General features: G+C 66.4%; 11 protein-coding genes. All 11 read left to right on the top strand.

Annotation, left to right across the window (positions count from 1 at the left end; genetic code table 11):
• The first annotated feature begins 4 nt into the window (after window positions 1-4).
• A complete protein-coding gene (locus tag QWL29_RS10385) occupies window positions 5-1042 on the top strand; it encodes an XrtA/PEP-CTERM system-associated ATPase (protein ID WP_305822813.1) in 1038 nt (345 codons plus the stop codon).
• The gene (locus QWL29_RS10390; RefSeq protein WP_305822814.1) at window positions 1039-1923 is read left to right on the top strand and encodes an XrtA system polysaccharide deacetylase; all 885 of its coding nucleotides are present in this window, start codon (window positions 1039-1041) and stop codon (window positions 1921-1923) included. Before QWL29_RS10385 ends, QWL29_RS10390 begins: the two co-directional genes overlap by 4 nt.
• Window positions 1920-3167 carry a TIGR03087 family PEP-CTERM/XrtA system glycosyltransferase gene (locus QWL29_RS10395; protein WP_305822815.1) on the top strand — a complete coding sequence of 416 codons (1248 nt, stop codon included), beginning with the start codon at window positions 1920-1922 and terminating at the stop codon, window positions 3165-3167. Before QWL29_RS10390 ends, QWL29_RS10395 begins: the two co-directional genes overlap by 4 nt.
• Window positions 3167-4705: an exosortase A gene (xrtA, locus tag QWL29_RS10400; RefSeq protein WP_305822816.1), complete on the top strand. Its 1539-nt coding sequence runs from the start codon at window positions 3167-3169 to the stop codon at window positions 4703-4705. Before QWL29_RS10395 ends, xrtA begins: the two co-directional genes overlap by 1 nt.
• Before the next feature lies 1 nt (window position 4706).
• A complete protein-coding gene (locus QWL29_RS10405; RefSeq protein ID WP_305822817.1) occupies window positions 4707-5894 on the top strand; it encodes a TIGR03088 family PEP-CTERM/XrtA system glycosyltransferase in 1188 nt (395 codons plus the stop codon).
• Entirely contained in the window at window positions 5882-7834 is a 1953-nt protein-coding gene (locus tag QWL29_RS10410) for an XrtA/PEP-CTERM system amidotransferase (RefSeq protein WP_305822818.1), read from the top strand. The genes QWL29_RS10405 and QWL29_RS10410 overlap by 13 nt, the downstream gene beginning before the upstream one ends.
• 19 nt (window positions 7835-7853) lie before the next feature.
• A complete protein-coding gene (locus QWL29_RS10415; RefSeq protein WP_305822819.1) occupies window positions 7854-9071 on the top strand; it encodes a TIGR04063 family PEP-CTERM/XrtA system glycosyltransferase in 1218 nt (405 codons plus the stop codon).
• Window positions 9068-10249, top strand: a complete 1182-nt coding sequence (locus QWL29_RS10420) for a glycosyltransferase family 4 protein (RefSeq protein WP_305822820.1) — start codon at window positions 9068-9070, stop codon at window positions 10247-10249. The genes QWL29_RS10415 and QWL29_RS10420 overlap by 4 nt, the downstream gene beginning before the upstream one ends.
• A 68-nt stretch (window positions 10250-10317) precedes the next feature.
• Window positions 10318-10506 (top strand): hypothetical protein, encoded by a 189-nt coding sequence (locus tag QWL29_RS10425; protein ID WP_305822821.1) that lies wholly within the window; start codon window positions 10318-10320, stop codon window positions 10504-10506.
• Window positions 10499-11911, top strand: a complete 1413-nt coding sequence (locus QWL29_RS10430) for a putative O-glycosylation ligase, exosortase A system-associated (protein WP_305822822.1) — start codon at window positions 10499-10501, stop codon at window positions 11909-11911. Before QWL29_RS10425 ends, QWL29_RS10430 begins: the two co-directional genes overlap by 8 nt.
• A 40-nt stretch (window positions 11912-11951) precedes the next feature.
• Window positions 11952-12911, top strand: coding sequence for a polysaccharide deacetylase family protein (locus QWL29_RS10435; protein WP_305822823.1), 960 nt, complete (start codon window positions 11952-11954; stop codon window positions 12909-12911).
• The last annotated feature ends 74 nt before the right edge of the window (window positions 12912-12985 follow it).

A 12985-nucleotide genomic window follows, 5' to 3' on the forward strand; every position in this document is an offset into this window, starting at 1 on the left:
CACGATGTACGAAAGTTATTACGGACTCTCGGCCAAGCCTTTCCAGCTGCGCCCAGATCCCCATTTTTTCTTCGGCAGCAAAGGCCACAAGCGGGCCATGGCCTACCTGGAATATGGCCTGTCGCAGGGTGAAGGCTTCATCGTCATCACCGGCGAAGTCGGCGCCGGCAAGACCACGCTGGTGCGCAATTTGTTCAACAAGCTGCCCTCGGACCAGATCGTCGCCGCCCACATCGTCAACACCCACCTCGATCCGGACGACACGCTGCGCATGGTGGTTTCGGGCTTCGGGCTGCCGTACGAAGGCGCCAGCAAGACCGATCTGCTGACGCGCCTGGAGCAGTTCCTGCGCGCCGTCGACCGCCAGGGCAAGCGCGCCCTGCTGGTGATCGACGAAGCCCAGAACCTGAAGCCGCAAACGGTCGAGGAACTGCGCATGCTGTCGAACTTCCAGACCGACGACAAGTCGCTGCTGCAGACCTTCCTGCTCGGCCAACCCGAGTTCCGCGCCACCCTGCACAGCCCGACCATGCAGCAATTGCGCCAGCGCGTGATCGCCAGCTACCACCTGGGCCCGATGGATGCGAGCGAGACCCGCGCCTACATCGAGCACCGCCTGCACACCGTGGGCTGGAACGGCGACCCCGCCTTCGACGACGGCGCGCATGCCGCGATCTTCGGCTACACCGGCGGCATCCCGCGCAAGACGAATACCCTGCTCGACCGCGTGCTGCTGATGGGCTACCTGGAAGAGCTGCACGAGTTCAGCGCGGACCACATCAACACCGTCATCGGCGACATCGCCGAGGAATTCCAGCTGCCGAACGCAGTCGGTACGCCTGCGCCGGAAGCGATGGGCATGCCCCTGGGCGACGATCCGCTGGGCCACCTGCCGGAACGCCGCGCCAGCGCCGAAGTGCTGGACGAGCGCATGATGCGCCTTGAAAAATCGATCGTCTCGGTGCTGTCGATCCTGAAGAAAATCGTCGCCAACCCGCCAAACGGCGTGCAGGCGAACCAACACGTGGATACCCCCGAATGAGAATGCAAACTCCCGCAGCCCGGCCGCAGCGCCAGCCGGGCGAGCGCATCCGCAACGCCATGACCTGCGACGTCGAGGACTACTTCCAGGTCTCGGCCTTTGCCCCCTATATCAGCCGCGACAGCTGGCCGTCGCGCGAATGCCGCGTCGAGGCCAACATCGAACGCATCCTGGCGCTGTTCGAACGCCACGATGTGAAAGGCACCTTCTTCACCCTGGGCTGGATCGCCGAGCGCTATCCCGCCATGGTGCGCCGCATCGTCGATGCCGGCCACGAACTGGCCAGCCACGGCTACGGCCACCTGCGCGCCTCGGACCAGAGCCGCGCCGAATTCGACAACGACATCCGCTCCGCGAAAGCCCTGCTGGAAGACATCGGCGGCCAGGAAGTGATCGGCTACCGCGCGCCGAGCTTCTCGATCGGCGAAGGCAATCTGTGGGCGCTGGATGCGCTCACCGAAGCCGGCTACCGCTACAGCTCCAGCATCTACCCGATCCGCCACGACCATTACGGCATGCCGGACGCACCGCGTTTCGCCTTTTATCCGAACGGCCCGGACGGCCTGCTCGAAGTGCCGATCACCACGGTGCAGCTGGGCGGCAAGAAGCTGCCGGCCGGCGGCGGCGGCTACTTCCGCCTGCTGCCGTACGCGCTGTCGCGCTGGATGGTCAAGCGCGTCAACGAGATGGACCAGGAACCCGCCCTGTTCTACTTCCACCCATGGGAAGTCGACCCCGGCCAGCCGCGCCCCGAAGGCCTCGGCGCCAAGGCGCGCTTCCGCCACTACATCAACATCGAGCGCATGGAAAGGCGCATCGCGGCCCTGGCCCAGGACTTCGCCTGGGACCGCATGGACCGCATCTTCCTGGAACGGCCATGAATTCGATCATCGAGGGCGTGCTGGAAAAGCGCGCGGCCAAGGCGCTTGAAGCCGCCAGGCCCGACCTGCTGCTGCTGGTGCACCGCATCCCCTTCCCGCCGAACAAGGGCGACAAGATCCGCTCGTACCATCTGCTGAAGCACCTGGCGTCGAAATACCGCGTGCACCTGGCGACCTTCGTCGACGACGAGGACGACTGGCAGTACGTGCCGAAGGTCGAGGCCCTGTGCGCCTCCAGCCACTTCGCACGCCTGAAGCCCATGCAGGGCAAGATGCGCAGCGCCGTGGCCCTGGCCACCGGCAAGTCGCTGTCGCTGGGCTACTACCGCGACGCCGGCATGAAAAGCTGGATCGCGAAGACCATGCGCGAACGCGGCATCGCCCGCATCATGATGTTCTCGTCGGTGATGGCGCAGTACGCCGAAGACTATCCGGCGGCGCGCCGCGTGATCGACTTCTGCGACGTCGACTCCGACAAATGGCGCCAGTACGCCGAAAAGAAATCCTGGCCGATGAGCTGGGTGTACCGCCATGAAGCGCGCAGCCTGCTCGACTACGAGCGCCGCGCGGCCGACCAGTTCGACGCCTCGCTGTTCGTGTCCGACCCGGAAGCGGAGCTGTTCCGAACCCTGGCGCCGGAAAGCCGCGCCAAGATCGGCTTCTTCAACAACGGCGTCGACACCGATTACTTCAGCCCGGAGCGCCAGTACGAGAATCCCTTCGAGGAAGGCGAGCAGGCCCTGGTGTTTACCGGCGCCATGGATTACTGGCCAAACGTGGACGCCGTGAAGTGGTTCGCCGCCGAGGTCCTGCCGCGCGTGCTGGAAGCGGTGCCGCAGGCGCGCTTCTACATCGTCGGCGCCCGTCCTTCGGCGGAAGTGCAGGCCCTGGCCGGCGAGTCGATCGTCGTTACCGGCACCGTGCCCGACGTGCGGCCCTACCTGGCGTACTGCAAGGCCGCGGTGGCGCCGCTGCGCATTGCGCGCGGCATCCAGAACAAGGTGCTCGAAGCGATGGCCATGGCGCGCCCCGTGGTCGCTTCGCCCCAAGCCTACGAGGGTATCGAGGCGCTTGAAGGCCGCGAGCTGCTGGTGGCCGACGCGCCGCAAGACTATGCCGACGCCGTGATTGGCCTGCTGCGCACGCCCCACCCGGCCATGGGCCGCGCCGCGCGCGCCAGCGTCGAGCGCCGCTACAGCTGGCCGGCCCACCTGTCCACCATCGAAACGAGGTTCGAATGCTGATGAACGAGAATCCGGCACTCTCCGGAGCCGCACCCGGCCGCATGGCCGTGCCGACTGTGGCCATCATCGTCGCCGCCCTGCTGGCGCCGCTGCTGCTGTACTGGAGCACGGCCGCCTCAATCGTCTCGGTCTGGAACAGCTCCGAAACCTTCGCCCACGGCTACGCCATCGCCCCCATCAGCCTGTGGCTGATCTGGCGCCGGCGCGAGGTCTTCCAGCACATCCCGGTCGCCCCCTGGTGGCCGGCCATCGGCCTGCTGGCCCTGTGCGGCGCCGGCTGGCTGGTGGCGCGCGCGGGCGAAGTCGGCGTGGTGATGCAGTACGCCTTTGTCGCCATGTTCCCGGCCATGGCCCTGGCCGTGCTGGGACGCCGCCTGGCCGGCGCCCTGACCTTCCCGCTGCTGTTCCTGCTGTTCGCCGTGCCCTTCGGCGAAGTCTTCGTCCAGCCGCTGATCAACTTCACCGCCGACTTCACCGTGGCTGCGGTGCGCGCCACCGGCATCCCGGTCCTGCGCAACGGCACCATGTTCGAACTGCCGACCGGGAACTGGTCGGTGGTCGAAGCCTGCAGCGGCGTGCGCTACCTGATTTCCTCGATCACCCTGGGCTGCCTGTACGCCTACCTGAGCTACCGCTCGACCTGGCGCCGCGTGCTGTTCATTGGCCTGTCGATCATCGTGCCGATCGTCGCCAACGGCCTGCGCGCCTACATGATCGTGATGATCGGCCATACCAGCGACATGGCCCTGGCCACCGGCGTCGACCACCTGATCTACGGCTGGCTGTTCTTCGGCCTGGTGATGTTCGTCATGTTCTGGATCGGCAGCTACTGGCGCGAAGATGAAGCGCCGATCGTGCCGGCGACAGCCGGGACTAACGGCGCGGCTCTTCATTCCGCGGCTTCGCGTCCGGTGCTCGGCGCGGCGGTCGTTGCGGTGCTGGTCTGCGCGCTGTGGCCGGCCCTGGCCTATGTCAGCGACAAGGCGGCCCACAACCCGGATCCGGTGCAGCTGGACGGCAAGCGCCTGGCTTCGAACCCGCAAGGCATGCCGACCTGGAGCCCGAACTACCAGGCAGCCGACGCCACCCTGCGCGGCACTTACAGTGCCGGCGGCGCACCGGTCGAATTGAACGTGCTGTACTACCGCAACCAGGGCCCGGACAAGCGCCTGATCAGCTCCGTGAACCGCGTCGACAGCCGCAAGGAAAGCTTCCAGCAGGTCGCTTCCAGCGGCCGCGTCGAAGACATCGGCGGCCAGCCGCTGGCGCTGCGCGAAACCCGCGTGCGCGGCCCGCACGGAAATTACCTGGTCTGGCACTGGAACTGGGTCGACGGCAGCTTTACCGCCAACGACTACATCGGCAAGCTGCGCCAGGCGAAAGCCAAGCTCCTGATGCACGGCGACGACGGCGCGGCCCTGATGGTGGCCACCCCGGTCGGCGAGAACCCGGAAACGGCACGCGCGGCACTGCGCAGCTTCCTCGGCGCCAACCTGGCGCCGCTGGAAGCCACGCTCGAGGCGGCACGGGGACGGTAAGATGGCGGTAACGAACAACCGGCCGGCGGAGATCCCGCTGGTCGTGCACCTGATCTACCGGCTCGACTTCGGCGGGCTGGAAACCCTGCTGGTCGACTGCATCAACCACATGCCGCCGGAACGCTACCGCCACGCGGTGGTCTGCCTCACCGGCTACACGGCGTTTGCGGACAAGATCACGCGGCCCGGCGTCGAGCTGTACGCACTGGACAAGCAGCCCGGCCTGGGCCTGGGCATTCATTTAAAACTGTTCAAGCTGCTGCGCCAGCTGCGTCCTTCGGTACTGCACACCTATAACTTCGCCTGCGCAGAGTATGCGGCGCCGGCCTGGCTGGCCGGCGTGCCGGTGCGCGTGCACGCCGAGCACGGACGCGACGCCAGCGACCCGCAGGGCCTGAACCGCAAGCACAATTTGCTGCGCCGCGCGCTGGTGCCTTTCATCGACCGCTACGTGCCGGTGTCGCATGACCTGGCGCGCTGGCTCACCAATGTGGTCGGCATTCCTGCGGCGAAGTCGGAGCTGATCATGAACGGGGTCGACACGGTGCGCTTCGCGCCTGGCCTGGCAGCCGCCGTCACGCCATGGGCTGGGGAAGATGTGTTCGTCATCGGCACCGTCGGCCGCCTGCAGGATGTGAAGGACCAGGCCAGCCTGATCGAGGCGTTTGCCCTGCTCTGCGCGGCGCGTCCCGAGCAGCGCCCACGCCTGCGCCTGGCGGTAATCGGCGACGGCCCGCTGCGCGACAAGCTGGCGCAGAAGGCGCGTGACCTGGGCGTAGCGGACCTGGTCTGGTTCCCCGGCGCGCGCAACGACATCCCGGAACTGATGCGCAGCTTCGATCTGTTCGCCCTGTCTTCGATTGCCGAGGGCACGCCGGTGACCCTGCTGGAAGCCATGGCCTGCGGCCTGCCGGTCGTCGCCACCGCAGTCGGCGGCATTCCGGAAGTGGTGCAGGACGGCGTGAACGGCGCCCTGGTCCCGGCCAGCAACCCACAAGCGCTGGCTGCTGCCCTCGGCCTGTACGCAGCAAGCCCTGACCGCGCCAGCGTGCAGGGCGCAGCGGCTCGTTCCCTCATCGAACGCCATTACAGCGTTGCCGCGATGGTCGGCGCCTACACGGCGCTGTACGACCGCCTCGGCAAGCGCACGAACAACCTTAACGAGATCACTCAACCATGTGCGGAATAGTTGGCATTTTTGACCCGCGCGGCGGGCGCAATTTCGAGCGCGCCGCCCTCGAACGCATGAACCAGACCCAGTTCCACCGCGGTCCGGTCGAGGGCGACGTCTACCTGGAACCCGGCGTCGGCTTCGGCCACCGCCGCCTGTCGATCATCGACCTGGCCGCCGGCCAGCAGCCGCTGTTCAACGCGGACCGCTCGGTCGTCACCGTGTTCAACGGCGAGATCTACAACTTCCGCGAACTGACGAAAGAGCTGACGGCGCTCGGCTACACCTTCGCCACCAAGTCGGATACCGAGACCATCGTCCACGCCTGGGAAGAATGGGGCGAGGACTGCGTCAAGCACCTGCGCGGCATGTTTGCGTTCGCGATCTGGGACAGGAATAAACAGACCTTCTTCGTCGCGCGCGACCACCTCGGCATCAAGCCGCTGCACTACGCGTTCCTGCCGGACGGTACCTTTATCTTTGGCTCGGAACTGAAGTCGCTGCTGTCCTTCCCTGAACTGCCGCGCGTGATCGAACCGCGCGCCGTCGAGGAATACTTCGCCTACGGCTACGTGCCCGAGCCGCGCACCATCTTCAAGGATGCCTTCAAGCTCGAACCGGGCCACTCGCTGACCCTGAAGGTCGGCGCCAACGGCGCCAATGTGAAGCCGAAGCGCTGGTGGGACATTCCCTTCACGCCGCACGGCGCGATGAGCGAACAGCAGATGGAAGAAGAGCTGATCGTGCGCCTGCGCGAAGCGGTCGAGAGCCAGCTCGAAGCCGAGGTGCCGCTCGGCGCCTTCCTGTCCGGCGGCGTCGATTCCAGCGCCATCGTCGCCATGATGGCGGGCCTGAACAAGGGCCCGGTGAACACCTGCTCGATCGCCTTCAACGACCCGGCATTCGACGAGTCGACCTACGCGCGCCAGGTGGCCGAACAGTACAAGACGAACCACCAGTGCGACACCGTCGACACCGACGACTACGGCCTGATCGACCTGCTGGCCGGCCTCTACGACGAACCCTACGCCGACAGCTCGGCAATCCCGACCTACCGCGTCTGCGAACTCGCACGCAAGCGCGTGACCGTGGCCCTGTCCGGCGACGGCGGCGACGAGAACTTTGCCGGCTACCGCCGCTACCGCATGGCCATGGGCGAACAGCAGGTGCGCTCGATGCTGCCGCTGGCCCTGCGCAAACCGGTGTTCGGCTTCCTCGGCAAGGCTTACCCGAAGGCCGACTGGGCGCCGCGCATCTTCCGCGCCAAGACCACCTTCGAGGCGCTGGCGCGCGACCTGGTCGACGGTTACTTCCACGGCGTGTCGATCCTGGTCGACCGCGTGCGCGACCAGTTGTTCTCGGAATCCTTCCGCAGCCAGCTGCAGGGCTACCGCGCGGTCGAAGTCATGCGCGGCCATGCGGCGAACGCGCCGACCGACGACCCGCTGTCGATCACCCAGTACGTCGACATGAAGACCTACCTGCCGGGCGACATCCTGACGAAAGTCGACCGCGCCAGCATGGCCCACGCGCTGGAAGTGCGCGTGCCGCTGCTGGACCACAAGTTCGTGGAATGGGTGTCGGGCCTGCCATCGTCTTCCAAGCTGCGCAACGGCGAAGGCAAGCATATCTTCAAGAAGGCGCTGCAGCCCTACCTGTCCGACGACATTTTGTACCGCAAGAAGATGGGCTTCTCGATCCCGCTGGCGTCCTGGCTGCGCGGCCCGCTGCGCGAGTCGATGAAGGCGGCGGTGCTGAACCCGATGCTGGTCGATACCGGCATCTTCAACCCCAACTATTTGCAGCGCATGGTCGACGAACACCTGGCCGGCACCAAGGACCACAGCACGGCGCTGTGGGCGGTGCTGATGTTCGAAGCCTTCCTGCGCAAGAACGGCGCCGACGGCGCCACCAGCAGCACCGGTTCGATCAGCCAGCTGATCGCCACCGCGGCATAACGGCATTCCGGAGTTTTACATGCGTGTCCTTCACGTCCTCGACCATTCGCTCCCGCTGCACAGCGGCTATACCTTCCGCACCGCCTCGATCCTGCGCGAGCAGCGCGCGCTCGGCTGGGAAACCTTCCACGTCACCGGCGCCAAGCACGAAGGCGGCAACGACCTGGCGGAAGAAACGGCCGACGGCCTGCACTTCTACCGCACCCCGCGCTCGACGGGTGCGCTGGCGAAGATGCCGGTGCTGAACCAGCTGGAAGTCATCCGCGGCCTCGAAAAACGCCTGCTCGAGATCATCCCGACGGTGAAACCCGACGTGCTGCACGCCCATTCGCCCTGCCTGAATGCGATCGCCGCCCTGCGCGCCGGCCGCAAGTTCGGCATTCCCGTGGTGTACGAAGTGCGCGCCTTCTGGGAAGACGCCGCCGTCGACCACGGCACCAGCACCGAGAACGGCCTGCGTTATAAACTCACGCGCGGCCTGGAAACCTATGCCCTGAAGCGCGCCGACGCCGTGACCACGATCTGCGAAGGCCTGCGCAGCGACATCGTTGCGCGCGGCATCCCGGCGGCGAAAGTCACCGTGATTCCGAACGCGGTCGACATCGACAAGTTCGCCGTCGGCGGCGAAGCCGACCTGGAACTCAAGCGCAAGCTCGGCTTCGAAGGCAACCGCCTGATCGGCTTCATCGGTTCCTTCTATGCCTACGAAGGCCTGGACGTGCTGCTGCGCGCGGTGCCGGCCCTGGCCGCGCGCCACCCCGACCTGCGCGTGCTGCTGGTCGGCGGCGGTCCGCAGGATGCGAACCTGCGCCAGCAAGCCAAGGACCTGGGCATCGCCGACAAGGTGGTATTCACCGGCCGCGTGCCGCACGACCAGGTGCAAAAATATTACGACCTGCTCGACGTGCTGGTCTACCCGCGCCTGTCGATGCGTCTGACCGACCTGGTCACGCCCTTGAAACCGCTGGAAGCCATGGCCCAGGGCCGCATCCTGGCTGCGTCCAGCGTGGGTGGCCACCGCGAGCTGATCGTCGACGGCAAGACCGGCGTGCTGTTCGCACCGGACGACCCGGCCTCGCTGGCGGACAAGGTCGGCGATTTGCTGGACGCGAAGATGCTGTGGCCTGCGCTGCGCTCGGCCGGGCGCGCCTACGTGGAGAACGAGCGCAACTGGCCGGTGAGCGTGTCGCGCTACAAGAACATCTACGGCCGCCTGACCGGTTTGAAGGCTGCATGAAGATCCTGACGTTCAGCACCCTGTTCCCGAACGCGGAAAAGCCGGGACACGGGATTTTCGTGGAAACCCGCTTGCGCCACCTGGCGGCAAGCGGCCGCATCGAATCGCGCGTGGTCGCGCCGATTCCCTGGTTCCCCTCGACCAATCCGCGCTACGGCCAGTACGCGCGCTTTGCCAAGGCGCCGCGCCAGGAAGTGCGGCACGGGATCGACGTACGCCACCCGCGCTATCCGGTGCTGCCGAAAGTCGGCATGAGCGTCGCGCCGCTGCTGCTGGCCCAGGCCGTGAAACCGGCGATCGGCCGCATGATCGACGAAGGCTTCGATTTCGACCTGATCGACGCCCATTACTTTTATCCGGACGGCGTCGCTGCCGCCATGCTGGGGCGTTACTTCAACAAGCCGCTGGTGATCACGGCGCGCGGCTCGGACATCACCCTGTTCCCGCAATACGCGCTGCCGCGCCGCCAGATCCTGTGGGCGGCCAAGCGCGCCGACGCCATCATCACGGTGTGCAATGCCCTGCGCGACGAAGTGGTGGGCATGGGCATCGATGCCGAGCGCGTGGTCTCGCTGAGGAACGGCGTCGACCTCGACCTGTTCCGCCCGGCCGAACGCACGCCAAATGCCATGTTCACGCTGCTGGCGGTCGGCCACCTGGTGCCGGTAAAGGCCCAGGACCTGATCATCGGCGCCCTGCCCCTGCTGCCGGGCGTTCGCCTGGTGCTGGCCGGCGACGGCCCGGACCGCGCGAAACTGGAAGCGCTGGCGCGCGACCTGAAGGTGACGGACCGCGTGACTTTCCTCGGCGCCGTGCCGCAGGCCCAGCTGCGCGGCCACTACGGCAACGCGGATGCGCTGGTGCTGTCGTCCAGCCGCGAAGGCTGGGCCAACGTGCTGCTGGAAGCCATGGCCTGCGGCACGCCGGTGGTGGCCAGCCGCGTGTACGGCACGCCGGAGGTGGTGGCGGCGCCGGAAGCGGGCGTGCTGATGCAAGAACGCAGCTACCAGGGCGTGGCCGACGCCGTGAACGCCCTGCGCGCCAACTACCCCGACCGCGCGGCCACACGCCGCTACGCCGAGCGTTTCAGCTGGGACGACACCACCGACGGCCAGCTGCGCCTGTTCGGCGAGGTCCTGGCGCGCCGCGCCGGCACGCCGGTGCTGGCCCGCACCTGAATCCGCATCTAAGCTTGAACACTGAGCCCAACACTGAGCCCAACACACTGAAACGGATGAACTGAACGATGGAATCTCTTCTGTGGGCAATCGACCTGTGCGCCGTGGTCTACCTCTGCCTGTGGGCGCTGCGCACCGACAAGGCCCGCGCCAAGACGGCCGAACAAGCCGAGGCGGAAAAGCGCCGCCAGGCGCAGGATGTGCAAACCCGGGCAGCGCAAACCGCAGCCCTGAACAAGGAGCGCGGCCATGCGTGACCTCTTCCTGCTGGCGCTGCTGCCGATCATGCTGTACGCGATGGTGCAGCGTCCCTTCATCGCGGTCGGCATGTGGGTCTGGACCGCGCTGTTCTTTCCGAACGGCTGGGTCTACGGCATGGCCGGCCACATCCGCTACAACCTGCTGTTCACGGCGGTCGCCATCCTCGGCTACCTGGCCTACAAGCACAAGCCCAAGGTCCAGCTGGGCATGATCGGCAGCTTCGTGCTGCTGTTCTTCCTGTGGACCTGCATCAGCACGGCCACCACCCTGGCGCCGTCCGACATCTCCCTCGAATACCTGACCCGTTTCTTCAAGGTCGTGATGCTGTTCGTATTCGTGGCACTGACTATCCAGGACAAGCTGCACGTCGACTTCGTGCTCTGGTGCCTGGTGCTGTCGGTGGGCTTCTATGCCGACCTAGAAGCCCTGAAATTCCTCGCCAGCGGCGGCGGCCACAACATCGCCGGCATGCCCGGCCACGTACTGGGCGACCGCAACGAACTGTCGCTGGCGTTCGTGATGACCCTGCCAGTCTGCTACTACCTGCTGGGCGAGTACGGCAAGACATCCAAGGTCCTGCGCCTTGGCTTGCTGGGCACGATGGCCCTGCTGGTGTTCGGCGTGATCGGCACTCAGTCACGCGGCGGCTTCGTGGCGCTGATCGCACTAGGCGGCTACATGTACATGAAGAGCGAGCGCAAGGTATTGCTGACGGTGCTGATCGTGGCCCTGGTAGTGGCCACGCTGCCGTTCATCAGCGCCGACTACACAAGCCGGATCGACACCATCGGCGCGGCCAACGAGGATGCCTCCTTCATGAGCCGGGTGGTGTCGTGGAAGCTCTCCTTCATCATGGCGATGAAGCACCCCTTCTTCGGCGGCGGCTTCAAGTCGCTCGAATACTTCCCGGTCTGGAGCGACCTGTCGCGCGACTTCTTTTCCTATCCCTGGTTCTATACCGGCCACCTGACGCCGAACACCACGGTCGGCCGCGCCGCCCACAGCGTGTATTTCCAGGTGATGGGTGAGCAGGGCTTCGGCGGCCTGATCCTCTACCTGGGCTGCCTGGCAAGCGCCTTCCTCAAGGCCGGCGCGGTGGCGCGCCGTGCGAAACGGGCCAGCGCGCCGGAATGGCTGCGTACGCTGTCCACCATGCTCCAGCTGAGCATTTTCGCCTTCGCCCTCGGCGGCGCGGCGCTCAGCTTCGCGTACGTCGACCTGATCTTCTGCCTGTTCGGCCTGGTGCTGGTGATCGAGAAGCGCCTGTTGCCGGCCACGCTGGCACGGATGGAAGCGGAACGGGCCGCAGCCGTCTCCACGCCGCCTTCCGCCTCCTCTGCGCCGCACCCCGTACCGGCGCGCACTGTTTCCGCATCCACAATTGCCGTTCAGCAGGTATAGTGCTTGGCAGATTAATAATACGCGCGGATTTTCACCACTGATGAACGACCAACTGATCCGATCCGCCGGCAATGCCATCGCCCGCTTCACGCGCGGCAATGGCCGCGTCGCGATCGTCAACTACCACCGGGTGCTGGCCGCGCCCAGTCCCTTCCTGGCGTCCGAGCCGGACATCGACACCTTCACCTGGCAGATGGAACTGCTGGCGCGCTGCTTCAACGTGCTATCGCTGCGCGACGCCCTGGCCGCCATCGAATCGGGCCGGGTGCCGCCGCGCGCGGTCTGCATCACCTTCGACGACGGCTACCGCTCGGTGCACGAGCTGGCGCTGCCGGTGCTGCGCCGCCTGAAGCTGCCGGCCACGGTGTTCGTCAGCAGCGGCTACGTGAACGGCCACACGATGTGGAACGACCGCATCGTCGAAGCCGTGGAGACCCTGCCGGCTGAGGAACTCGACCTGGCCGAATTCGGCCTCGGCGTGTATTCGCTGCGCAGCATGCCGGAACGCGCGGCCACCCTCGGCAAGCTGACCGAGGCCTCAAAATACCTGCCGCCGCAGGAACGCAGCCGCCTGGTCGGGCGCCTCGAGACGCTGGTCGGCGAGAGCGCGGTAGAGGGCCTGATGCTGACCCCGGAAATGATGATCAACCTCGACCGCCACGGCATCGAGATCGGCGCCCACACCGTGACCCACCCGATCCTGACCAGCCTGGACGACGCCAGCGCCATGCAGGAGATCGCCGGCAGCAAGCGCGACCTGGAAGCAATCATCGGCAAGCCGGTGCCGCTGTTCGCCTACCCGAACGGCAAGGTCGGCAAGGACTACGACGCACGCCACGTGGCGATGGTGCGTGAGGCCGGGTTCCAGGCCGCCTTCACCACCGCGGTAGGCTCGATCACCCGCCACCACGACCGCTTCCAGCTGCCGCGCAGCCGTCCCTGGGACGATACCCCGCTGCGCTTCGGGCTGCGCCTGCTGCAGTGGCTGGCGCGCGGATAGAACATCAACCACGGCATCCGCTGCAACGGAATCCGCAGTAAACCTGGCACCGGCCGCAAGACCAAACGACCACC

The sequence above is a fragment of the Massilia brevitalea genome, from assembly GCF_030711405.1.
GTDB classification, from domain to species: domain Bacteria; phylum Pseudomonadota; class Gammaproteobacteria; order Burkholderiales; family Burkholderiaceae_D; genus Telluria; species Telluria brevitalea.